The sequence below is a fragment of the Serratia sp. Nf2 genome (assembly GCF_003028435.1).
Taxonomy (GTDB): Bacteria; Pseudomonadota; Gammaproteobacteria; order Enterobacterales; family Enterobacteriaceae; genus Serratia; species Serratia marcescens_L.
This window is the reverse complement of sequence record NZ_PYTW01000001.1, coordinates 141,721-165,833: the sequence shown is the minus strand read 5'-3', so window position 1 is coordinate 165,833 and position 24,113 is coordinate 141,721. Positions and strand designations below refer to the sequence as shown.

Here is a 24,113-nt window from a genome sequence, read left to right as displayed (position 1 = left end):
TCACGATATAACAAATCACCGTGGAAAGTGATTTGTCACAATAAAAAAACAGCCTGTTTTATTTTGCCGAATTAATATGCCCGAGCCGTTTACCGATGGTTTCAATAATGTAAAGTACGGGGATCTGCGTGGTGATATTGTGATGCCCGCCGATCAAATGCTGCGGAACGTGGTAGGAGAGGTTGAAGTCCGCCAGCCGCGCCAGCGAAGAGGTTTCGTTGTTGGTGATGCTGATGATCTTGCAGTGGTGCAGGCTGAACTGGCTGGCCAGCCGCAGGATCTCTTCGGTTTCGCCGGTGACCGACAGCATGATCGCCACCGCGTTTTTATACATGTCGCTGTTGACGGGATAATAAGGATCGTCGATGTGGGTGCTGAATTTCCCGACGTTGGAAAAGAAACGCGCGCCGTATTTCCCCAATGCGCCTGAGGTGCTGATACCGACGAAAATAATCCGCTCGGCGGCGGCGATATGGTGCACCGCCTGATCGATCAGCTGATTAAACTCTTCGTTGCTGACGCTTTTAAAAAAGCTGAGGATTTCGCCGATGCCGGAATCGACCGGCGGCGCGTCGGTTTGTTCCAGGTACAGCTTGAAACGGATGCGAAATTCCGAATAGCCATCACAGCCCATTTTCTTGCAAAACCGCAGCACGGTGGTGGTGGACACGCCGGCGGCCTCGGCCAGTTCGCGGATGGTCATGTACATCACTTGATTCTTGTGTTTGCTGACGTAGGTATAAACCATCAGCTCCAGGGCGTTGAGCTCAGCGATTGCTTTATGGGTAAACATGAGTCGGTCCGGCGGCTGAAAACGGGAAGCTTATCTGCGGGTTAACATAGCAAAATTCACCGCTGCTGGCACTGCCAGGCAAAAAGAAAAGCCGCACCAGTCAGGCGCGGCCCAGGGTTCACGACGAACAAATAAAGCAAAACGTTCCGGAAGACATGCCATGAAAACGCGTTTCATCACACCGGGTTAGCATAGGTCAGCGGATCCCGGCGGCAAAATGCCGGTTTCTGCTTTCTAAAGTTAAAGAACGGCAAAGCTATGGCGCCGCATCCCTGGCGCGTGAGCGCGCCAGCAGCGGCGGCACCAGTAGATACAGGGCGGCGGCCAACGCCCACACCAGGCCGGGCCAGACATCGCGCGTGGCGGCATACAGCGCCGTCGCCACCAGCGGCCCCGCGACGCCGATCAGGCTGCCCATGCTGGCGAGCGTCCCTTGCAGCTCGCCCTGATGGTCGTCGTCCACTTTGTGCGCCATCAGCGCCTGCAGCGCGGGTAACGCCATGCCGCCCGCGGCAAAGAATGGCAGCAGGGCGAACGGCGCCCAGCCGCGCGTGGCGACAGACAACAGCGCCAGGCCCACGGCGTCGGCCGCCAGGCCGATCAGCAGCGCTTTGCGCTCGCCGAGCCGCGCGACCAGCGGGCCGATGGCGAAGGCCTGCGACAGCGCGTGACAGGCGCCGTAGCCGGCCAGCGACAGGCCCGCCACCATCATGCTCCAGCCGAAACGATCCTGGCCGTATAAAATCCACAGCGTGGCCGGCGCCTGTGAAACCAGCGCCATGATCAGGTAAATGCCGGCGAGCGGCAGCAGGCCAGGCTTGCCGTGTAGCCGGCGCAATGACGAGAAGGGATTAAGGCGAATTTTCTCGGCGGCGCGGGGGCGGGATTTACGCGATTCGGGCAGCAGGAAAAACGCCATCACCAGGTTGAGGGCGTTCATCACCGCCGCCGCCAGGAAGGGCGCATGCAGATGCCATTCGCCCAGCGAACCGCCGAGCAGCGGGCCGACGATAAAACCGATGCCGAACACCGCGCCCACCAGGCCGAAACGCCGCGCGCGCTGGCCGGCAGGGGTAATATCGGTAACGTAAGCGGTGGCGACCGCCATGTTGGCGCCGGTGATGCCCGCCAGCAATCGCCCCAGATAGAGCCAGGCCAGCGTCGGCGCGAACGCCATCAGCAGGTAGTCGGCCGCCGCGCCGGCGAGCGAAATCAACAGCACCGGCCGCCGCCCGAAACGATCGCTCAGCGCGCCGAGGATCGGTGAAAACAGGAATTGCATCAAGGCGTAGGCCGCCAGCAGGGCGCCGTAATGCACGCTGCCGGCATCGAGACCACCCAGCGAGCGCAACAGCGCCGGCAGAATAGGCATGATCAGACCGATGCCCACCGCATCCAGCAACACCGTCAACAAAATAACCAGCATAGGTTTTTTCAAAATTGTGACTCTAACAGTGATAGAGTATTGAGTATTCCACAGTTACCCTATCAGTGATAGAGAGATGAGCGAAAAAAATACTGCGGCGCGTTTAACGCGTGAAACCGTCCTGCGCGGGGCGCTGGCGTTACTGGATGACATCGGCATCGATGCCCTGAGCACCCGCCGCCTGGCGCAACACCTGGGCGTGCAATCCCCCACGCTCTATTGGCACTTCAAAAACAAGGCCGAGCTGCTGAAGGCGATGGCGGAAACCATCATGTTGGATCACCGCGAAGAGGTGCCCGTCGACATCCCCTGGCAGGCCTGGGTGACCGCCAATGCAGTCAACTTCCGCCGCGCGTTGCTGGCTTACCGCGACGGGGCGCGCCTGCACGCCGGCACCCGGCCGCAGGAACCACAATTCGCCATCATCGAGGCCAAGGTGGCGCTGCTGTGCCGGGCGGGCTTTACGCCGGAACACGCCGTTAATCTGCTGTTCGCCGTCGGGCGTTTCGTGGTGGGTTGGGTGCTGGAAGAACAGCAAATGCAGCCCGATGATGCGCTGAACGAGGCCGATCGCCGGCGCTACCCGCTGCTGTGTGGAGGCTGGGCAAAGCTGCAGGAGAAGGGGGCAGACGCGTTGTTCGAAGCCGGCCTCCGGCTGTTGGTCGACGGTGCCGAGGCCGCGTTGACGAACGCCAATAATCACGGCGCGCAATCATAAAACCGGGCTTATCTATAGGAAATTTATAGAAAATACCCACTTTTCGTTAAAGCCATGGCGGCTACATTCCCTTAACATTATCAAGTCTTTTGATGATAATTATTAGCACGCTGCGCAATTATTCATCGCAGTGATGTTACGGATTAAATCCGTTTGCTTAAGGGATAGTTTCACCATGGAAATCAATGTTAACGGCCGGGTGGTTCCACTCGGCGATATCTCGCCCGAGACCCCGCTGCTGTACGTTTTACGCAACGATCTGCAATTGAATGGCCCCAAATACGGCTGCGGCCTGGGGGAGTGCGGCGCCTGCACGGTGCTGATCGACGGCGTCGCCGCACGCTCCTGCTCAATGCCGCTGTCCGCCGTAGGAAAAAAATCCGTCACCACCCTGGAAGGCCTGGGTACACCGGAGGCGCTGCATCCGGTTCAGCAGGGGTTTATTGATGAGCAGGCGGCGCAGTGCGGTTACTGCACCAACGGCATGATCATGACGCTGGTCGCGCTGTTCGAACGTGAGCCGGAGGCCGACGAACAAACCATCAAGAAAGAGCTGGCCTACAACCTGTGCCGCTGCGGCACGCATATCGAGATCCTGCATGCCGCCGAGCGCGCCCGCGATCTGCTGGCCGCGCGGAGGCAAGCATGAGCCGCCTCGAACTGACCCGCCGGCAGCTGTTGCAGGCCGGCGGTGTGGTGATGGTCAGCAGCCTGCTGCCTGCGCCGTTTAACGCCTTCGCCGCCGAGTCGGTTGCATCGCCTGCCGATCTGCCGCTGGATCGTGTGGACAGCTTTATCAGCCTCACCGCCGACGGCCGGGTGACGGCGTTCAACGGCCACGTCGATCTGGGCACCGGCATTCGCACCGCGCTGGCGCAGATCGTCGCCGATGAAATTTGCGTGCCGTTCGAGCAAGTCACGATGATCCTTGGCGATACGCAACGCACGCCGGATCAGGGGCCGACCATCGCCAGCGCCACCCTTCAGGTGACGTCGGTGCCGCTGCGACAGGCGGCGGCGCAGGTGCGAAACATGCTGACGGCGCTGGCGGCCAAAGCCTTCGAACTGCCGGCCGAACAGCTGACGGCGGCGGCGGGGCAGGTATTTGTGACCAGGAACCCAGGGCGATCGCTGAGCTATGCGCAGCTGGCGAGTGGGCAAAATCTGCACGTGATGCTGGATAAAAACGTGCCGCTGAACAGCGAACGGCAGAACCGCTATGTCGGCCGCGCCGTGCCCCGGGTCGATATTCCGGCCAAAGTGAGCGGTGAGCTGACCTACGTACACGACCTGCGCTTGCCCGGCATGCTGCATGGCCGGGTGGTGCGCCCGCCATACGTAGGCGCCGACAGCAGCGCGCCGTTGGGCGGCGGCCTGCTGTCGGTGGATGAAAGCTCGATCGCGCACCTGCCGGGCATCGTGAAACTGGTGGTGATCAACGATTTCATCGGCATCGTGGCCGAACGCGAGGAGCAGGCGATCGCCGCCATGCGCCGGCTGAAAACCACCTGGGAGCCCTGGGCCGGGTTGCCGGATCTGTCGCCGGAAGCGCTGCCCGCCGCGCTGGAGGCCAATCCGAAAACCGATCGCGTGCTGCGCGACGACGCGGGAACGGACGCCGCGCTGGCATTGCTGCATACCGAAGTGCAGGCCGACTATGTCTGGCCTTACCATCAGCACGCCTCGATCGGCCCTTCCTGCGCGGTGGCGGAGGTCAAAGACGGGCGGGCGCAGGTGTGGTCCGGCACGCAAAACCCGCACGATCTGCGCAAAGATATCGCCAGGCTGCTCGAATTGCCGCCTGGGCAGGTGCACATCACCCGCATGGAGGCTTCCGGCTGCTATGGCCGCAACTGCGCCGACGACGTCTCGGCGGACGCGGCGCTGCTGGCGCGGGCCACCGGCCGACCGGTGCGCGTGCAACTGATGCGCGAACAGGAATCCGGTTGGGAGCCGAAGGGTACCGGCCAGCTGATTCGGGTGCGCGGCGGCCTCGACGCGCAAAACCGGGTGGCGGCCTACGAGTTGAAAACCAGCTATCCCTCCAACAATGCCGTGACCTTGCCGCTGGTGTTGACCGGTAAGGTAGCCAACCGGGCCGACGTGCAGCAGATGGGCGATCGCACCGCCATTCCGCAATACGAATATCCGCACATGCGAGTGATCTGCCAGGACGCCGCGCCGATCGTGCGGGCTTCGTGGATGCGCGGCGTTTCGGCGCTGCCCAACGTGTTCGCCCATGAGTCCTGGATCGACGAGCTGGCCTGGCGCGCCGGTGAGGACCCGATCGCGTTTCGTTTGCGCTATCTGAACGATCCGCGAGCGGTGGCCTTGATTGAAGCCCTGAAGCGGCAGGCAAACTGGCTAGACGGCCCGGCGCACCGGGCGCGCGCCGCCGGCGCCGAAGTGGTGAGCGGCCGCGGCTTCGCCTATGCGCGCTATTTCCACAGCAAGTTCCCCGGCTTCGGCGCCGCCTGGGCGGCCTGGGTGTGCGATCTCAGCGTCAATCGCCGCTCCGGGCAGATCACGCTCGATAAAATCTTCGTGGCGCATGACTGCGGCCGCATGATCAACCCGGCCGGGGTACGCCATCAGGTGCACGGCAACGTCATCCAGTCCGCCAGCCGGGTGCTGAAAGAGTTTGTAACCTTCAACGAGACGGGAGTGACGTCTTTGGACTGGGGCGGCTATCCGATCCTGCGTTTCGACGAGCTGCCGCAGATCGATATCCAGCTGATCGATCGCCCGGAGGAAGCGCCGATGGGCGCCGGAGAATCCGCCTCGGTGCCGAGTGCGGCGGCGATCGGCAACGCGCTGTTTGACGCGCTCGGCGTGCGGCTGCGCGAGGTGCCGTTTACGCCGGCGCGGGTGCTTGCCGCACTGCGCGCTCAGGCCGGCCATTAACTCCCGTCACGAACAAGGACAGCAAAAATGAGTAAGATGAAAAAAATCGTCGGGTGGGGTGGCTTCACGGCGATCGCCGTGGTGGTGGCCGGCGTTGTCGCCAGCTGGCAACCGGAAATCACACCGCTCCCCGCCGATGCGACGCACCGTTTCAGCGAGACGCAGATCGCGCGCGGCAAAACGCTGGCCGATCTCGGCGACTGCGCGGTGTGCCACACCCGTTCGGGCGGCGAGCGCAACGCCGGCGGTTTGGCGATGGAGATCCCCTTCGGCACCATTTACACCACCAACATCACGCCGGACGTGGAAACCGGCATCGGCAGTTGGAGCTACGCGGCGTTTGAACGCGCCATGCGACACGGCGTCGATCGGCAGGGGCGCTACCTTTATCCGGCGTTTCCTTATACCGCCTTTACCCGCACGAGTGACGACGATCTGCAGGCGCTGTACGCCTACCTGATGTCGCAGCCGCCGATCAATTACCGGCCGCCGGCCACCGATCTGCATTTTCCGTTCAATATCCGCCAGGGCATCTTCGCCTGGAACCTGCTGTTCCTGACGCCGGGCGCGATGCAGGAAAACCCGGCTAAAAGCGCCGCCTGGAACCGCGGCGCTTATCTGGCCGAAGGGCTGGGGCACTGCAGCGCCTGCCACTCGCCGCGCAACGTGCTGTTCGGCGAGAAAACCGGTGGCGACCACCTGGCCGGCGGCGTGGCGGAAGGCTGGACGGCGCCGGCGTTGACCGGCCGCTCGCCTGCGCCGCTCGATTGGACGCAGCAGGATCTGGTCGATTTTATGCGTACCGGCTACTCGGCCAACCACGGTGTGGCCGCCGGCCCGATGGCGCCGGTGGTCGAAGAAGGGTTGTCCCGCTTGCCGCCGGCCGATCTGCAGGCGATCGCCGTCTATCTGCGCAGCTATCATCCTGAAACGGCGGCGGGCGCGACGGCGGCCACGTTGAACGCTCAGGCGGAACGCCAGGTGGAGCCCCTGAACTCGCAAGGCGCGCGGCTGTTTTCCGGCGCCTGCATGGCTTGCCATGCGCAGGAAAAAGGCGCGCAGATGGCGGGAGTGCGGCCTTCTCTGGCGCTGAACACCAACCTGTTTGCCGAGGTGCCGGACAACGCCATTCGCGTGGTGCTGGATGGCATACAGCGGCCAGCGAACGCCGAGCTGGGCTATATGCCGGGCTTCCGCCATAACCTGGATGACGCGCAGATCGCCATCCTGCTCAACGACCTGCGGCAGCACTATGCCGGTCAGGCGCCGTGGCCCGATCTGGTGGCTCAGGTCGGCCGCCTGCGCGCCGAAACCGCGCAGAAATAGCCGCCGGGGCTGGACAGGCGCGCCGCGTTGGCGACAATAGGGCCTTTCACATGGACAGAGGCAGTAAAATGAATACGTTAGACGCAATCCGCCAGCGCCGCGCCACCAAGCAGTTCGATACGCAGCACGTGATGACGCTCGAAGAGAAAAAAGCGTTGCTGACTATCGCGCTGCAGGGCGCGCCCAGCGCTTTTAACCTGCAGCACTGGCGCCCGTTGCTGATCGAAGATCGCGCCCAGCGTGAGAAAATTCGCGAGGCGGCGTGGGGGCAGGCACAGGTGACCGACGCATCGATGCTGGTCGTGCTGTGCGGCGATCTGTCGAGCTGGGAGTCACAGGTAAAAAACGTTTGGGCCGAGGCGGCGGAGCCGGTTCAGCAGTTCATGATCCCGGCCGTCGATCAGTATTATCGCGGTAAGCCACAGGTGCAGCGCGACGAAGTGATGCGCAGCAGCGGCATCTTTGCCCAGACGCTGATGCTGGCGGCCAAGGCGCAGGGCTACGACTCTTGTCCGATGGACGGGTTTGATTTCGACGCCGTGGGCGAGATCATCAACAAACCGGCGCACTATCAGATCGCACTGATGGTCGCCATCGGCAAGGCGGCGGGGCAACCTTATCCGCGCATCGGCAAACTGCCGTTCGACGAGGTGGTGAAAACCGACCGTTTCTGATCCGGGCGGTGAATGACAAAAGGGAAGGCTTGCGCCTTCCCTTATTTTTTTGCGACGCACAGTTCGTTCCAGTAGCTGAAACGGATGCGCCGTTGCAGGCGGTGATGCCACATAGAACACTCCTTCTACCCTACACGGTTTAAATAAATAGCACCACGCCGGGCGCAAGACGAATGCCTTATTGTGCATAGCTTGCCCGCCGGACGGGATTAACCGGTTTTATCAACCCGCCGGATGATCGGCGAGAGCCGCCAGCCGAAGTTCATGCCCGCTGCGGCGCCCAGGATTGCCAGCGTGCCCAGCAGCTGCAGCAGACTGAGGCGGTGGCCGAACACCGCCCAGTCCACCACGATCGCCACCGCCGGGTAGATGAACGACAGGGCGCCGACCAGGGCGGTGGGGATCTTCTGAATGGCGCCATACAGCAGCGTAGACATCAAGCCGGTATGCAGCAGGCCGAGGGTCGCCAGCAGCAGCCAGTCGAGGGGGGCCGCAGGCGGCGTGGCCAGGCCGGCGAACGGCGCCAGCGCCAGCGTGCCGACGGTCAGCTGAATCAACACGATCAGCTGCGGCGGCAGCGCGGCCAGCTGTTTGACGATCGCCGCCGCAATGGCGTACATCAGGGCCGCGCCGAGCGCCAGCGCCACGCCGAGCAGGTAGTCATCGCCGCCGCCGTTTTGCCGGCTGGTGACGATCAACACCATCCCCGTGAACGCCAGCAGAAGCCAGCCCAGCCGGTTAGCCGTCAGTTTTTCGCCAAACAGCAGCGCCCCCAGCGCCACCAACATGAACGGCTGAACGTGGTAGGTGACGGTGGCGACCGCGATCGAAGCATGCTTGTAGGCGGCAAACAGCAGCGTCCAGTTGAGCACCAGGGCGATCCCCCCGAGGATGGCGAAAGCCAGCTGGCGCCGGTTGATCGCGCCTTGCTTTAACTGACCGAGTGCGGCGCAGGTCGCCAGTATGGCCAGCGCGCCGAACGCGCAGCGCCAAAACACCACCGTCGCGGGCGGCTGCCCCAAAATGAGCACCGGCCACCCCACGGTGCCGGAGATGGTCATGGCGAGGATCATTTGCATTGCGCCGCGCGTTTTCGTTTTCATGTCGTATCCCTCGTTGCCTGACCGGACTTGTGGCGAAGCGGTTTAATCATTAAAATGAACAATCGAACATTATGATGAACATGGATACGAGTGTTCGTCAAGTCGAACAAATGGATGACATAACGAACATGAGTGACAATCGGATGCAGAACATCACGCCCATCGGCCTGCTGTCGGCGGCGATCCGCCGCGAACGGGAGCGGTTGAACCTGTCGGTGACCGAGCTGGCGAAGCGCGCGGGCATCGCCAAATCCACGCTGTCGCAGCTGGAAGCCGGCAGCGGCAATCCCAGCCTGGAAACGCTGTGGGCGCTGGCGATGGCGCTGGACGTGCCGGTCAGCCGGCTGATTTCACAGCCGAGCAGGCAGGTGCAAGTGATCCGCGCCCATGAAGGCACGCCGGCGCTGTCGGAGCAGGGCAACTACGCCGCCACGCTGCTGGCCACCTGCCCGCCGGGGGCACAGCGCGATATTTACCGGCTGCGGGTGCAGCCCGGCAAAGCCAAACTTTCTCGGCCGCATCCCCCCGGCACCGTCGAGCATGTGATTATCAGCAGCGGGCGGGCGCGCCTCGGGCCGGCGGACCAGCCGCTGGAGCTGAGCGCCGGCGATTACATCAGCTACTCCGCCGATCGCGAGCACGTTTTCGAGGCGCTGGAGCCGGAGACCACCGCCGTGATGCTGATAGAACAGGGTTAGCAGGGCGTTGAAGGTCCGTTTATTGAAAATGATTCTCAATTATATTAGTGTGCCCGCCTGTTTTGACGCCGGGACGGGCGCGTAGCCCGGCGTCGCCGTTTATTGCCCTTCAAGGACCGAAGATGAAAATCGCTATTCCTTCCCTGCTGTTACTCGCCGGTTTGACGGCAACGCACCCGGCCACCGTGTTGGCCGTTGCACCGCCCGCCGCGGCGGATCAGGGCCAGAACGACACGGCCAACAACGATTTCAGCTTCGTACGCTATCGCGCGGATTACCGCGTTAACGCCAACGCCACCAACGTGAAGACGGAAAGCTACGAAGTGCTGCTGAAGACCAAGGCGGCGGTCGAGAAATTCAGCCAGATCCGCCTGAGCTACAGCGAAAAAATGGAAACGCTGGAGGTGGTCGCCGCCTACACGCTGACCGCCGACGGCCAGCGCCACGACGTGGCGCCCGATCGCATCTATACCCAGGAAAGCTACTCCAGCGCCACGGCGCCGCTGTATGCCGACCGCAAAGTGCGCGTCATCGTGTTCTCCAACCTGGCGCCGGGATCGCGCGTGGTGTATGAGCTGCGCCGCACGCAAAACACCCCGTATTTCCCCGACTATTTCGGCCTGTGGGAGACGTTCAGCGTTTTCGATCAGTTCGACGACGCCGAAGTGACGCTACAGGCGCCGGCCAAGCTGCCGATGCATATTTTCACGCGCGGCGTGGAAGGCGGGGACCAGCCGCAGATCCGCGACGGTCAGGCGCACTGGCGCTGGCATTATTCGCGCAGCGCGCCGATGAAATCACAAAACTGGGCGGCGGACAGCTGGACCTTCAGCCCGACCATCATGGCCAGCACCTACCGCGAGTGGCCGCAGTTGGCCAAGGCCTACCAGCTGAAGGCCGGTGCGGCGGCGCAGGTGACGCCGGGCATTCAGGCGCTGGCGGACAACATCACCGCCGGCATCAGCGATCGGCGCGAGCAGGCGGAGGCCCTCTATCGCTGGGTGGCGCAAAACATTCGCTACGTGGCGGTGTACCTGGGCAACGGTGGGCTGGAGCCGAATTCGGCGCAGAGCATTCTCGACAACCACTACGGCGACTGTAAGGACCACGTGGTGATCCTGGAGGCGTTGCTCGCCGCCAAAGGCATTGCAAGCTCGCCGGTGCTGATCGGCATGGACGAAGGCCCGATACTGCCTAAGGTGCCGCTGCTCAGCCGCTTTAACCACGCCATCACCTACGTGCCTGAATTCAAACTGTACCTGGACTCCACCAATCCGTGGGCGCGGTTCGGGCAGCTGCCGGAAGGCGACCTGGGGGCACCGGTGCTGCTGACGCGCGACGCCAAGCTGGCGCGCACGCCGGGCAGCGACGAGCAGCCGGTCAAGAGCGCGCTGAGCGTCGATTTCGTGTTCGACAAAGCGGGCAATCTGCACGGGCAAACCGAGCGTCGGCTGAGCGAAGTGGAAGAGATTGACCTGCGGGGCTACTTCTCGCAGATCAACCGGCAGAACCGGACGCAGGCGGAAGCGTCGATCATGTCCGCCTCCGGCATCGACGGCAGCGGCGAGGTGGCGATGAACAGCGATCCGCTGGATCTCAAAAAACAGTTCGGTTACCGCTTTCGCTTCAAGGCGGATGACTACGTCGATTTCGGCGTGGTGGGCGGCATGACGCTGCCGAATCCGCCCGGCGGCAAATCGTTCCGCACGCTGTATACCACCACGCCGGCGCCGGACAACGAAACGCCGTTCTACTGCAGCGCGCAGCGCTACGACGAAACCTACCGTCTGCAGCTGCCGGCCAACGTGCCGATCATCGCCATTCCGCAAGACAAGCAGTTCCGCAATGCGGCGGGCGACTATCGCGTGGCGTGGCGGCGCGACGGGCAGCAGGTGATCGTCAATCATCGCCTGCAGGTGAACGCCATTCGCGGCAAGGAAGCGCTGTGCCAGGCGCAGGATTACCCGGCGTTCCGCGAGCTGTTCCAGCAGGTGCGGCGCGGTTTCCGCGGCCAGGTGGTGTACGGCGAATTGGCCACCGGCAAGTAAGCCGCTGCCCGTAGCTGGATAAAAAAAATGGCCCCCAAACAGATAAGAGTTTGGGGGCCCGTAGCGTTCCCTCTAGGCGATATTGACCGCGCGCACCTCTTTGGATCTCAGCGTCACGCGGATCGGCACCGATTTGTACGAAGGCGTGCCGCTTTCCTCATCGATGTAATGCAACGGCACCAGCACGTTGGCCTCCGGATAGTAGGCGCCGACCGAACCGGCTGAAATGTTATAGGCGATCACCGTGATGCCCTCCAGGCGCTGAGTGCAGCCCGGCAGCGCCGTTTCCAGGTCCACCACGTCGCCATGCTCCAGCCCCAAACGTTGCAGATCGCTGTCATTCATGAACAAAACGTCGCGCCGGCCGAAAACCCCGCGGTAGCGATCGTCCAGGGCATAGATGGTGGTGTTGTACTGATCGTGGCTGCGCAGCGTAATCAGCCGCAGCGTGTCTTGGTCTGCGATAGTCTCATCTTCATGCAGCCCGCTGAACACGGAAAACATCGCTTTGCCCGTCGGCGTCGGCCACCGGCGCTCGGTCGGCGGCAACGGCATGCGGAAACCGCCCGGCTGGCGGATGCGCGCATTGTAATCGTCGAAGCCCGGAATGGTTTTTTCGATCAGATCGCGGATCACATCGTAATCTTCGATCAGCTCATCCCAGGGCACCTTACTGGCGGGCATCACCGCTTTGGCTATGCCGGCCACGATGGCGGGTTCCGAACGCAGCAGTTCCGACGCCGGTTTGAGTTTGCCGGACGAGGCATGCACCATCGACATCGAATCCTCCACCGTCACCGATTGCCGCCCGCCGGCCTGCCTGTCCAGTTCGGTACGGCCCAGGCAGGGCAGAATGAGGGTTTCTTTTGCTACCAACAGATGGCTGCGGTTGAGTTTGGTGCCGATATGCACGCTTAATTCCAACGCTTTCATCGCCGGGAAACTTTGCTCGGGGTCCGGCAGTGCCACGGCGAAGTTGCCGCCCAGGCAGATCAACGCCTTCGAGGCGCCGTCGATCATCGCCTGCATGCATTTCACGGCATCATGCCCGTGGGCTTTGGGCGGCGTGAAGCCAAACACCGTTTCCAGTTTCGCCAAAAAATCGGCCGACGGTTTTTCAGTGATGCCGACGGTGCGGTTGCCCTGCACGTTGGAGTGACCGCGCAGCGGGCAGATGCCGGCGCCCGGTTTGCCTATGTTGCCGCGCAACAGCAGCAGATCGGCAATCAGGCGCACGTTGGCGGTGCCTTTATTGTGCTGCGTAATGCCCATGCCGTAGGTCACGATGGTGGCGTTGGATTTTGCGTAGGCGGCGGCAACCTGTTCCAGATCCCGGCGCGCCAGGCCGCTCTCCGCTTCGATAGCCTCCCAATGGGTGGCCGCCAGATCGGCGGCGAAAGCCGCAAATCCTTCCGTGTGCTCGGTAATGAAAGCGTGATCCACGGCATTGCCTTGTGTTTCATCCAGCTGCAGCAACGCCTTGGCGATGCCTTTCAGCGCCGCAGCGTCGCCGCCGGCTTTGACCTGATAGTAGGTTGAAGCGATGGGGGTCGAACTGTAGGTCGCCATTTCGATGACGTTTTGCGGATCGGTGAAACGTTCAAGCGCCCGCTCGCGCAGCGGGTTGAACACGATGATCGGCACCTTTTTGCGCGCCAGCTCATGCAGCGTGCCCATCATGCGCGGATGATTGGTGCCCGGATTGTGCCCGATGGAGATAACCAGCTCCGCGCTGTCAAAGTCATCCAGCGACACGGTGCCTTTGCCGATGCCGATCGACTGCGGCAGGCCTACGCTGGTCGGCTCATGGCACATATTGGAACAGTCGGGGAAGTTATTGCTGCCGAACTCCCGCGCAAACAGCTGGAACAGATAGGCCGCCTCATTAGACGCCCGGCCGGAGGTATAAAACTCCACCTGCTCCGGCGGCAGCGTCTGCAAGACGGCGGCGATGCGTTGAAACGCCTCGTCCCAGGCCAGCGGGCGCAGGGTGTCCGTCCCGGCGTCATAGAACAGGGGCGTGGTCAGGCGGCCATAATCCTCCAGCTCATAATCGGTCTTCTGTAGCAGCGACGTCACGGTGTTTTGCGCCAGGAATTCGGGCGTCACGCGCTTGCTGGTTGCTTCCCAGGTCACGGCTTTGGCGCCGTTTTCGCAGAACTGGAAGGTGGAGCGATGTTCTTTATCCGGCCATGCGCATCCCGGGCAATCAAAACCGTCGGGTTGATTGGTGCGCATCAGCGTCACCGGTGCTTCTAAGGTGTCCATTTGCGTGCGCACGGCGATGGCCGTCGCTTTCAGCGCGCCCCAACCGCCGGCGGGCCCATCGTAGGGATGAACCCCGGGTACTGCTCGTCTTTTCGCCATTGTTGATTGCCTCCGACACCGCTTACGATAACTGCAGGTGATTGGTTTACTGTGAATATTATTTTTATCGTCCAAGACGGAACGCAGACACCGTCGCCGTTAAACGCGGGCCTGTCGATTCAGTATAGATGAGTGAAAAAGGGGGCCGCGGCAGTCAGTGCGGAGAGAGCGGCGGCCCGTTTAACCGGAGACGGGCCGCCGGGGCGTTACTTTTTCACCACCAGGCCCACGCCGCGGCCGCGCGGATCGGACGCGGTTTCCGGCGTGCGGCCATCGATGCGGATGGCCTGAATATCCCCCATGTTCCAACCCTGATCTTCGAGGGTGTAGCCCATGGCCTTCAGCTCGTCCGCCGGTTTGCCGGTCAGCGGCGCAAAGCTGTCATAGTAGAGGGTGTCCTTCGGCAACAGCTGATGGTGCACGCGCTGGGCGGCCACCGCCTGCGCCAGCGGCAGATGGTAATCGTAGAGGTTGTTGATCACCTGGAAGATCGACGTGAAGATGCGCGAGCCGCCCGGCGTGCCGATCACCAGGCTGACCTCGCCGTCGCGAGTGATGATGGTCGGGCTCATCGAGGAGAGCATGCGTTTGCCCGGCTCGATGGCGTTGGCGTCGCTGCCCACCACGCCGAAGGCATTGGCGACGCCGGGTTTGGCGCTGAAGTCGTCCATCTCGTCGTTAAGCAGGAAGCCGGCGCCTTTGACCACCACGCCGCTGCCGAAGTCCCAGTTGAGCGTATAGGTGTTGCTGACCGCGTTGCCGGCGGCATCGACGATCGAGAAATGGGTGGTTTGGTGGGTTTCCAGCCCCGGCCGCACCTGTTCGGTCGGTGAGATCGCCGTCGGGTTGATTTCGGCGGCGCGTTTTTTCAGGTAATCGGGAGCGATCAGCTGCGCTTCCGGCACGTGAGTGAAATCCGGGTCGCCGAGGTAGTCGGCGCGATCGGCGAACACGCGTTTTTCGATTTCCGCCAGCAGGTGGATATAGCGCGCCGAGTTCAGCGGCACGCCCTTGAAATCGGCGGCGCGATCTTCTTTTATCCCCAGCAGCTGCGCCAGCGCAATGCCACCGGAGCTGGGCAGCGGGGCGGTATATACGGTGTTGCCGCGCCAGCTGATGCGCATCGGCTCACGCCATTTCACCCGATAGTCGGCCAAATCCGCCGCGCCAATCAGCCCGTTATCGCGCTGCATTTGCGCCACCAGCAGGCGCGCGGTTTCGCCGTGATAAAAATCGTCGGCGCCCGATTTGGCGATGCGCTCGAGGGTGGCGGCCAGCTCCGGCTGTTTGAACACCGTACCGGGCTTCATGGTGCCGAAATAGTCGCCAAAGTTGGTTTTACCGGCGAACAGCTTGTTGGCGTCTTCACGGTACTGATACTGCTGATCCGCCACGGTGAAACCTTGCCGGGCGTAGCCGATCGCCGGCGTCAGCAGTTCGGCCCACGGCAGCTTGCCGAAGCGCTTGTGGGCTTCCCACAGCCCCAGCACGGTGCCCGGCACGCCGGCGGCGCGACTGCCCACCAGACTGAGATTTTCGATCACTTCGCCTTTCTCGTTCAGGTATAGGGTTTTGCTGGCAGCCTTGGGTGCCACTTCGCGGTAGTCGAGGAAATAGGGTTTGCCGTCGACGTACAGCGTCATAAAGCCGCCGCCGCCGATATTGCCGGCTTCAGGGTAGGTGACCGCCAGGGTGAAGGCGGTGGCGACCGCCGCATCGACCGCGTTACCGCCGGCCTGCAGAATGTGCGCGGCGACTTTGGCGCCATACTGATCCGGAGCGGCGACCGCGCCGGCGGTCAGGTCGGCGGCAAAGGCGGCGGGAACGGTGCAGGCCAGGGCCACGCTCAGAGCTATCGTTTTCAATAAACCGGCAGACATAGACGATCCTTTTAGCGATTTTCAGTTATCAGGTGAATTCAACTAATTATTTTGAAACAGCAGGTTAGCGCGTTTTCTTCGGGCTGTTGCGGCGCTTTATTGAAGGTAGCAGCGGTCAGGCGGGGCCGCCTGACCAGAGTAGCGAAGCGTGACGTGGCGCGTTATGCGCCGGCGGGCAACGCCGACTGCAGCCATTGGCAGAAGTGCCGGGCGAGCGGGTTGTGTTCGCTGTCGCGGTGCAGCAGCCACGCCCAGTGGGCGCCGCGCACGCGTTGCTCGGTTAACGGTTGCAGCAGCCCAGCGTCGCGCGCGTGCTGCGCCAGCAGTTGGCTGACCAACGCGATGCCGAGGCCATTGCAGGCGGCGTCCAGCAGCAGACCGGGATCGGAGAAGTTCAGCCCGCTGTCGCGCTGGCCGACGTGCGCGCCGCCCGCCACCGTCCAGTGGCTCCAGTCCATCTCCCGTTCGCCATGCAGGGTTACGCGCTGCTCTGCCGCCAACGCCAGCAGGCTGGGGTGGCAGGCGGGATAGAGCCGGTCGGTGCAGAGCACGTTAAAGGTGCAGTCCGCCTGCGCGCTGAGATCGTCGCGGATCGCCAGATCGATACTGTCCGTCGCCATATTCGGCGGTTCAAAGCTGGTGAACAGCCACAGGTCGACTTGCGGATGCTGCCGATTGAAGTCGCCCAGCCGCGGCATTAGCCAGTGGCGGGCGAAAGCCGGGGTGGTGTTGACGATCAGCTGATTGGGTTTGCGGTACTGATCCAAACGGCGAATGCCAACGGCCAGCTGTTGCAGCATCACCTGCGCGGTGCTGAACAGATCGTGGCCGGCGTCGGTCAGCACCACGCTGCGGCCGGTGCGGAAGAACAACGGCTGCTCCAGAAATGCTTCGAGGCTGCGGATCTGCTGGCTGATGGCCGACTGGGTAAGGTGCAGTTCTTCGGCAGCCTGATGAAAACTGCCCAGGCGCGCCGCGGCTTCGAAACCGCGCAGCGCGCTCAAGGGGGGCCAGTGTTTTAACATTATCGATAAGCCTGTCTAATCAGATATCCACTAAATATATCGTTTGTCGCGGTGGCAGGGGAAGACTAGCGTAAGATTCAACCGCATAAACGTGAATTATTCGGTTAACTTTTTGAATTATAAATGATTAAAAGAGGTCTTTAATGTCAACTCGCCGCGTGTTTATTAAACAGCTTTCCGCCGTCGCCGGAGTCGGTCTGACGGCTTCGTTGGGCATTTCGTTACGCGGTCACGCAGAAGCTGCGCTTAATCCGGCCTGGCGGATGCCCGACGAAGGGGAACCGCAACAACGGGCGTTTCTCGCCTTTGGCGCGCAGCGGGCCATCTGGGGCGAATTCACGGCGGATGTGCAGGCGGCGCAGGGGCGTATCGCCCGCGCTATCGCCGAGTTTCAGCCGGTGACGGTATTTTGCCGCGAGCGCGAACGACAATTGGCCGAGGCCACTTGCGGCAGCCACAACGTCAGCTATGTCGTCACCGAGCTGGATGACATCTGGGTGCGCGACTTCGGCGCCAATTTCGTGGTCAACGGCGCCGGCGAACTCGGGGCGGTGGATTTCAACTTCAACGGCTGGGGCAATAAACAGCGGCATGCCAAGGATGCGCGCCTGGCGGCGTTTGCCGCCAATCGTTACGGTGCCGCTCAACTGCGCCGCAGCGCACTGACAGGCGAAGGCGGCGGTATCGAAGTGGATGGGCACGGCACCGGCATCATGACCGAAAGCAGCTGGGTGAATGCGAACCGTAATCCGGGCTGGAGCCGGGACCGGGTAGAGCAGGAGCTGAAAGCGATGCTCGGCTTGCGCAAAATTATCTGGCTGCCGGGCATTAAAGGCCGAGACATCACCGACGCCCACGTCGATTTTTACGCCCGCTTCGTGCGGCCGGGCGTAGTGGTGGCCAACCTGGACACCGATCCGGCCTCTTATGACCATGCGGTTACCCAGCAACATCTGGCGCTCCTCAAGGCGGCGACCGACGCCGACGGCCGCCGGCTGCAGGTGCATACGCTTTCGCCGCCGCTGGCGCCGCGCGACAGCCGATTCAGCCGCAACAACCCGGATTTTGCGGCGGGCTACATCAACTATTTCGTCATCAACGGCGCGGTGATCGCCCCGGAGTTTGGCGATCCGCAGGCGGACCGGGCGGCGCTTGAGCTGCTGACGGCGCTCTATCCGCAGCGCAAGGTGGTGCAGCTGGAGATCGATGCCATCGCGGCCGGCGGCGGCGGCATTCACTGCGCAACCAACCAACTGCCGGTGCATGGCAAGCCGGAACGGTGAATGTTCAAAAAATGCGCACGCGGTTGTTTGTCGCCATAGGGTGTGGTTGGCTGAGTGGAAACATAAGGAGGCAATAATGAACGACTCACCCTTGAGCATTCCCACCTGGTATCGCGATCCGCACGCAGAACAGGCCATGGCCTATGGCCATGCGCCTATTTGGCGCCATCTGATCGGTTTGGTGCCGGAAAATGAACTCTCCGGTGTCAGCGTGCTGGACTTTGGCTGTAATCAGGGCGGCTTTTTGCGTTTACTGCACCAAATTCGCCCATTCCAGCAGGCGGTTGGCGTCGATATCGCGCGCCAATCCGTCGATGAAGCCAACCGGCTAAAAGGGAACCTGCCGGTGGTTTATCAAACCGACACGCGGCTGCACGGGTGGGATAGCCACTTTGATATCGCCTTCAGCCATGAAGTCATCTACCTGATCGAAGACATTGCGCAACATGCCGCCGATATGCTGCGGGCGCTGAAGCCGGGCGGCGTTTACTATGCGGTGACCGGTTGCCACACCGGCAACCCGCTGTGGCCGCAGTGGCGCGAAAGGGTAGCTGAGCAGACGCATACCGTGGTGCAGGATCGCTCGCTGGCCGACTATGCGCGCATTTTCTCCGCCGAGGGGTTCCAGGTCTCTGCCCGCCGGTTGGGCTTTTCCGGCTTCGTGCCCTATGAGCCGGACGGCTGGATGCCGGATATCGCGGCGGCGATCGATTACTATTGGCGCACCAAAACGGTGTTCAGGTTGGTCAAACCATAAAATCCTACGCGGCGCTCGGTACGCCGCCGCTGACGAGATAAGATGGCGAAATTTATGATGGATTAGGATACGCAAACAATGGACTTTCGTTTGAACACCCGGTTATCCCTGCTTATGGGCTCGCTCTTGGCGCCCGCTATTGGGGCTAGTGCCGCTACGCTTACGCTCGATAATCAGGATCCGGCGGCGGTGTATCTCATTCAGGACGCGAAGCTGATTCAAGAACGTGAGGGGGTGAAAATCGCCGGGCAGTCATACCGTTATTTTGTGCTTCAGCTTGCCGACAATCTCCAGTATGAAGGTTATATCACCCGATGCGCCGACGACGATGCCGATAAATTGAATGAACAAGCGCGGCGACAATTAAACCGTTGTACCGAACAGGTGATCGACGACCTGGATCGGTTGATGGAAAAGACCGCCAACTTGGCATTCGACTACGGTGGCACGCAAAACGTTTATCGCGGCGAAGAACATTCAACGTCTTATTATTACTATTCGTTTGCCCGCGTGGCCCACTATTATCAGACCGAAGACGGACGTCATCCCCTGTATGGCCTGGTTTATCGTTGCAAGCAGCCGGCGAGCGATGCTCATCGGGAGCAAGAGCCTACTACGACTGAAACGACGCAGCCGCCGGCTGAAGTGGAACGCTTTATTGCATTGGCTAAAAATCGCTGCGGCAATGTGCTGAAACCACGCTGAACGATATTGCTCCTCCGTTTCCCGCTTCGACAAGATTTTACTCAATCCTTACGCAACCCTTTCAGAAGCGCATTCCGGCATTCGATATATTGAGAATAGTCATTCTCAACAGGATCGTATTGCAATGCAGAGGAAAACGCTTTTGGTGCTGGGGCTGTCGCTGTTGCTGGCCGCCTGCGATGGGCAAAACGCCGGTGCGCCAGCCGGCGCGGGCGGTGAGCAGGAGGTCGGCGTGGTCACGCTGCGCGGCCAGTCAGTGACCCTGAGCAGCGAGTTGACCGGCCGGGTCAACGCCACCATGACTTCCGACGTGCGGCCGCAGGTCGACGGGATTATCAAGCAGCGGCTGTTTACCGAAGGGGCCGAGGTCAAGGCCGGGCAGGTATTGTATCAAATCGACCCATCCAGCTATCAGGCCAGCTACGATCAGGCCGCCGCCCAGCTGAAAAACGCCCAGGCCACGGTGCAATCCACCCGGCTCAAGTCGCAGCGCTATGCGGCGCTGGTGAAAGAGAACGGCGTTTCACAACAGGATGCGGACGATGCCAAAGCGGCCTATCTGGCGGCCGTGGCGTCGGTGGCCCAGTATCAGGCGGCGCTGGAGACGGCGCGCATCAACCTCGCCTATACCCAGGTGCGGGCGCCGATCGCCGGGCGTATCGGCATCTCGTCGGTGACGCCGGGCGCGCTGGTTACCGCCAGTCAAACCGATGCGCTGGCCACCATCCGCGCGCTCGATCCGATCTATGTCGATCTGACCCAGTCCAGCGCGCAGCTGCTTAAACTGCGGCGCCAGCAGGCGGCGTTACAGCGCGGCGCGGTCACGCCAGTCGCCATCAAACTGGAGGACGGTTCGCCTTATGCCCACGCCGGCAAGCTCGAGCTGACCGAGGTGGCGGTGGACGAAGCCACCGGTTCGGTCACGCTGCGCGCGGTGTTCCCCAACCCCGAACATGAGCTGCTGCCCGGCATGTATGTCCACGCCACGGTGGATAACGGCGTCGATCCCAAAGCGATTCTGGCGCCGCAGCAGGGCATAACCCGCAACGCCAAAGGGGAAGCCACCGCGTTGGTGGTGGACGAACAGAACAAAGTGGCGCAGCGCACCGTCAGCGCCGAACGGGTGGTGGGCAGTAATTGGCTGATCGGCAGCGGGCTGAACGAAGGCGATCGCCTGATCGTCGAGGGCACCAGCAAGGTCGCGATCGGCGCCGCGGTGAAGCCGGTTGAAGTCTCGGTCGACAAAACCCAACGCGAGGAGCAGTGATATGGCGCAGTTCTTTATCCGGCGGCCGGTATTCGCCTGGGTGATCGCCATCATCATCATGCTGTGCGGCCTGATGTCGATCAATTCGTTGCCCGTTTCGCAGTACCCGGACGTCTCACCGCCGCAGATTTCCATCTCCGCCACCTACCCGGGCGCAGACGCGGAAACGCTGGAAAACAGCGTCACACAGGTGATTGAGCAACAGCTCACCGGCCTGGACGGCCTGCTGTATTTTTCTTCGACCAGCAGCTCCAGCGGCTCGGTCAGCATCAACGTCACCTTTGATCAGGGCACCGATCCGGATATCGCTCAGGTGCAGGTGCAAAACAAGGTGCAGCAGGCGGAAAGCCGTTTGCCGAGCGCGGTTACCGCGCAGGGCGTGACGGTCAAGAAATCCCAGAGCAGCTTCCTGCTGATCGTCGGGCTGTATGACGAAAGCGACAAGGCGACGATGGCCGATATTTCCGACTATCTGGTCAGTAACCTGCAGGATCCGCTGTCGCGCATCGAGGGCGTGGGGGACGTGCAGGTGTTCGGCTCGGAATACGCGATGCGTATCTGGCTGGATCCGACCAAGCTGGCAAGCTATGCGCTGATGCCTTCCGACGTGCAGACAGCGATCGAAGCGCAAAACACCCAGGTGTCCGCCGGCAAGATCGGCGATCTGCCGGCCGCCGCCGATCAGCAGCTGACCGCCACGGTAAAGGCGCAGTCGCGGCTGCAAACACCGGAACAGTTTCGCAATATCATCCTGAAAAGCGACAGCAGCGGCGCGCTGGTGCGGCTGGGCGACGTGGCGCGAATTGAGCTGGGCAACGAGGACTACTCCGCCAGCGCGCACCTCAACGGCCACCCGGCGGCGGGGATCGCGGTCAAGCTGGCGGCGGGCGCCAACGCGCTCAACACCGCCAAGCTGGTGAAGGCCAAGGTGGCGGAATACCAAAGCGCGATGCCACAGGGCTACAAGGTGGCCTACCCGAAAGACAGCACCGACTTTATCAACATTTCGATCGAGGAGGTGGTGAAAACGTTGTTCGAAGCGGTGGCGTTAGTGGTGGTGGTGATGTTCGTGTTTCTGCAAAACCTGCGCACCACGCTGATCCCGACCATCACCGTGCCGGTGGTGTTGCTGGGCACCTTCGGCGTGCTGGCGGCGTTCGGCTATTCAATCAATACCCTGACGCTGTTCGGCATGGTGTTGGCGATCGGGCTGTTGGTGGACGACGCCATCGTGGTGGTGGAAAACGTCGAACGCGTGATGCGTGAGGATAAGCTGCCGCCGCGCGAGGCGACGGAAAAATCGATGCGCGAAATCACCGGCGCGCTGGTCGGCATCGCGCTGGTGCTGTCGGCGGTGTTTCTGCCAATGGCGTTCTTCGGCGGCTCCACCGGGGTGATCTATCGCCAGTTTTCGATCACCGTCGTCTCCTCGATGGTGCTATCGGTGGTGCTGGCGTTGACGCTGGCGCCGGCATTGTGCGCCACGCTGCTAAAACCGGCGCACGACGCGCAGACCGACAAGGGCTTGCTGGGCAAATTCAACCGCGGCTATGACCGGCTGCAGGAGAAGTACGCCGACAAAGTCGGCGGGGTGATCCACCGGCCGACGCGCTATCTGCTGCTGTACGGCCTGCTGTTGATCGCCGCCGCCGTGATGTACCTGCGTTTGCCGACCGGCTTTCTGCCCAACGAGGATCAGGGCACGGTGATGGTGCAGTACACCTTGCCGGCCGGCGCCACCAACGCGCGCACCTCGGCGGTGAGCGAAGCGGTGACCGCCTATTTCCTCGACCAGGAAAAGGCCAACGTCAGCACCATTTTCACCATCAACGGTTTCGGCTTCAGCGGCAGCGGGCAAAACGCCGGCATGGCGTTCGTCAGCCTCAAAGACTGGAGCCAGCGCAGCGGCAGCGCGAACACCGCCGACGCCATCGCCAAACGCGCCATGGCGCACTTCGCCTCGCTGCGCGACGCCCAGGTCTTCTCCATGAGCCCACCGGCGATCGACGGTTTCGGCCAGTCCGACGGCTTCACCTTCGAGCTGCAGGCCAAAGGAGCGACCACCCGCGCCGAGCTGCAGGCGATGCGCGACCAGATCGTTGCCGCCGCCGGCAACAACCCGGCGCTGCTGGCGGTGCGCGCCAACACCTTGCCGGATACCCCGCAGCTGCAGGTGGAGATCGACAACGGCAAGCTGCAGGCACTCGGCCTGAGCGCCGCCGACGTCAACAGCACCCTCAGCAGCGCGTTCGGCAGCACCTACATCAACGACTTTATCGACCGCAACCGGGTGAAAAAAGTCTATATGCAGGGCGATGTGCAGTACCGCGCCAAGCCGGAAGATCTCGACCGCTGGTTTGTTCGCGGCACCAATGCGTCGGGCGCCAGCAGCATGACGCCGTTCTCCGCCTTTGCGTCTTCGCATTGGATCTACGGGCCGGAAAATCTGTCGCGCTATAACGGGCTGTCATCGTTCGAGATCACCGGGCAGGGCGCCGCTGGCGTCAGCTCCGGTACGGCGATGAGCGAGATGGAGAAGCTGGCGGCAACATTCTCCGCCGGCAGCAGCTATTCCTGGAGCGGGCTGTCCTATCAGGAGCGGCTGACCAGCGGCCAGGCGTCGTCGCTGTACGCCATTTCGCTGATCGTGGTGTTCCTGTGCCTGGCGGCACTGTATGAGAGTTGGTCGATTCCGTTTGCGGTCATGTTGGTGGTGCCGATGGGCGTGGTGGGTTCGCTGCTGGCGATCACCCTGCGCGGGCTGGAAAACGACATCTACTTCCAGGTGGCGCTGCTCACCATCATCGGCCTGTCGGCGAAGAACGCCATTCTGATCGTCGAGTTCGCCGAGGAGATGCACCAGCGGGGCGAAACGCTGATTGGCGCGGCGGTCCACGCGGCCCGCATGCGCCTGCGGCCGATCCTGATGACCTCGCTGGCGTTCACCGCCGGGGTGCTGCCGCTGGCGGTATCCAGCGGCGCCGGCGCCAACAGCCGCATCGCCATCGGCACCGGCATCATCGGCGGCACCATCACCGCCACCGTATTGGCCATCTTTTTCGTCCCGCTGTTTTATGTGTTGGTGCGCCGCATGTTTACCCGTCGGCCCGCCAACCCGCCGTCACAGGCAGGAGAATAA

18 protein-coding genes are annotated in these 24,113 nt (G+C 62.2%); 12 read left to right on the top strand and 6 right to left on the bottom strand.

Annotated elements, in window-relative coordinates:
* Window positions 1-58: 58 nt before the first annotated feature.
* Together C9411_RS00735 and tet(41) are read right to left on the bottom strand one after the other, a co-directional pair.
* Window positions 59-793 carry a MurR/RpiR family transcriptional regulator gene (locus C9411_RS00735; RefSeq protein ID WP_063989923.1) on the bottom strand — a complete coding sequence of 245 codons (735 nt, stop codon included), beginning with the start codon at window positions 791-793 and terminating at the stop codon, window positions 59-61.
* A 256-nt stretch (window positions 794-1,049) separates the two neighbouring features.
* Window positions 1,050-2,231 carry a tetracycline efflux MFS transporter Tet(41) gene (gene tet(41) / locus C9411_RS00730; RefSeq protein WP_063989922.1) on the bottom strand — a complete coding sequence of 394 codons (1,182 nt, stop codon included), beginning with the start codon at window positions 2,229-2,231 and terminating at the stop codon, window positions 1,050-1,052.
* A gap of 64 nt (window positions 2,232-2,295) precedes the next feature.
* On the opposite strand from tet(41), the gene tetR reads away from it, so the two are divergent.
* From tetR to C9411_RS00705, 5 genes are all read left to right on the top strand, one after another.
* Window positions 2,296-2,937, top strand: coding sequence for a tetracycline resistance transcriptional repressor TetR (gene tetR / locus C9411_RS00725; RefSeq protein ID WP_063989921.1), 642 nt, complete (start codon window positions 2,296-2,298; stop codon window positions 2,935-2,937).
* Between the two features lie 175 nt (window positions 2,938-3,112).
* Window positions 3,113-3,586, top strand: a complete 474-nt coding sequence (locus C9411_RS00720; protein WP_063989920.1) for a (2Fe-2S)-binding protein — start codon at window positions 3,113-3,115, stop codon at window positions 3,584-3,586.
* Window positions 3,583-5,841: a molybdopterin cofactor-binding domain-containing protein gene (locus C9411_RS00715; protein ID WP_107226231.1), complete on the top strand. Its 2,259-nt coding sequence runs from the start codon at window positions 3,583-3,585 to the stop codon at window positions 5,839-5,841. The genes C9411_RS00720 and C9411_RS00715 overlap by 4 nt, the downstream gene beginning before the upstream one ends.
* A 27-nt stretch (window positions 5,842-5,868) precedes the next feature.
* Complete coding sequence (locus C9411_RS00710) at window positions 5,869-7,167, top strand: cytochrome c (RefSeq protein ID WP_063989918.1); 1,299 nt, start codon at window positions 5,869-5,871, stop codon at window positions 7,165-7,167.
* A gap of 68 nt (window positions 7,168-7,235) precedes the next feature.
* Window positions 7,236-7,841 (top strand): nitroreductase family protein, encoded by a 606-nt coding sequence (locus tag C9411_RS00705; protein WP_049196903.1) that lies wholly within the window; start codon window positions 7,236-7,238, stop codon window positions 7,839-7,841.
* A gap of 209 nt (window positions 7,842-8,050) precedes the next feature.
* Here the strand turns inward: C9411_RS00705 and C9411_RS00700 are convergent, their stop codons facing one another.
* The gene (locus tag C9411_RS00700; protein WP_107226230.1) at window positions 8,051-8,944 is read right to left on the bottom strand and encodes a DMT family transporter; all 894 of its coding nucleotides are present in this window, start codon (window positions 8,942-8,944) and stop codon (window positions 8,051-8,053) included.
* A 128-nt stretch (window positions 8,945-9,072) separates the two neighbouring features.
* On the opposite strand from C9411_RS00700, the gene C9411_RS00695 reads away from it, so the two are divergent.
* Window positions 9,073-9,642 carry a helix-turn-helix domain-containing protein gene (locus C9411_RS00695; protein WP_063990350.1) on the top strand — a complete coding sequence of 190 codons (570 nt, stop codon included), beginning with the start codon at window positions 9,073-9,075 and terminating at the stop codon, window positions 9,640-9,642.
* A gap of 122 nt (window positions 9,643-9,764) precedes the next feature.
* Window positions 9,765-11,690, top strand: a complete 1,926-nt coding sequence (locus C9411_RS00690; protein ID WP_107226228.1) for a DUF3857 domain-containing protein — start codon at window positions 9,765-9,767, stop codon at window positions 11,688-11,690.
* Window positions 11,691-11,762: 72 nt separating this feature from the next.
* Here C9411_RS00690 and C9411_RS00685 read toward each other — a convergent pair whose 3' ends face one another.
* The 3 genes from C9411_RS00685 to C9411_RS00675 all read right to left on the bottom strand — a co-directional run bounded on the left by C9411_RS00685 (window position 11,763) and on the right by C9411_RS00675 (window position 16,962).
* Window positions 11,763-14,057 (bottom strand): FdhF/YdeP family oxidoreductase, encoded by a 2,295-nt coding sequence (locus C9411_RS00685; RefSeq protein WP_063989915.1) that lies wholly within the window; start codon window positions 14,055-14,057, stop codon window positions 11,763-11,765.
* A 206-nt stretch (window positions 14,058-14,263) separates the two neighbouring features.
* The gene (ggt, locus tag C9411_RS00680) at window positions 14,264-15,937 is read right to left on the bottom strand and encodes a gamma-glutamyltransferase (protein ID WP_107226227.1); all 1,674 of its coding nucleotides are present in this window, start codon (window positions 15,935-15,937) and stop codon (window positions 14,264-14,266) included.
* A 161-nt stretch (window positions 15,938-16,098) separates the two neighbouring features.
* Window positions 16,099-16,962, bottom strand: a complete 864-nt coding sequence (locus C9411_RS00675) for a LysR substrate-binding domain-containing protein (RefSeq protein ID WP_063989913.1) — start codon at window positions 16,960-16,962, stop codon at window positions 16,099-16,101.
* Between the two features lie 143 nt (window positions 16,963-17,105).
* Between C9411_RS00675 and C9411_RS00670 the strand changes: the two genes are divergently transcribed.
* The 5 genes from C9411_RS00670 to C9411_RS00650 all read left to right on the top strand — a co-directional run bounded on the left by C9411_RS00670 (window position 17,106) and on the right by C9411_RS00650 (window position 24,113).
* Window positions 17,106-18,245: an agmatine/peptidylarginine deiminase gene (locus C9411_RS00670; RefSeq protein WP_107226226.1), complete on the top strand. Its 1,140-nt coding sequence runs from the start codon at window positions 17,106-17,108 to the stop codon at window positions 18,243-18,245.
* Window positions 18,246-18,321: 76 nt separating this feature from the next.
* Entirely contained in the window at window positions 18,322-19,002 is a 681-nt protein-coding gene (locus C9411_RS00665) for a bifunctional 2-polyprenyl-6-hydroxyphenol methylase/3-demethylubiquinol 3-O-methyltransferase UbiG (protein ID WP_107226225.1), read from the top strand.
* 78 nt (window positions 19,003-19,080) lie between these two features.
* Window positions 19,081-19,707 (top strand): hypothetical protein, encoded by a 627-nt coding sequence (locus C9411_RS00660; RefSeq protein WP_146158847.1) that lies wholly within the window; start codon window positions 19,081-19,083, stop codon window positions 19,705-19,707.
* Between the two features lie 124 nt (window positions 19,708-19,831).
* On the top strand, window positions 19,832-20,974 hold the full coding sequence (locus C9411_RS00655) for an efflux RND transporter periplasmic adaptor subunit (protein ID WP_107226223.1): 1,143 nt from the start codon (window positions 19,832-19,834) through the stop codon (window positions 20,972-20,974).
* A 1-nt stretch (window position 20,975) separates the two neighbouring features.
* Window positions 20,976-24,113 (top strand): efflux RND transporter permease subunit, encoded by a 3,138-nt coding sequence (locus tag C9411_RS00650; RefSeq protein WP_107226222.1) that lies wholly within the window; start codon window positions 20,976-20,978, stop codon window positions 24,111-24,113.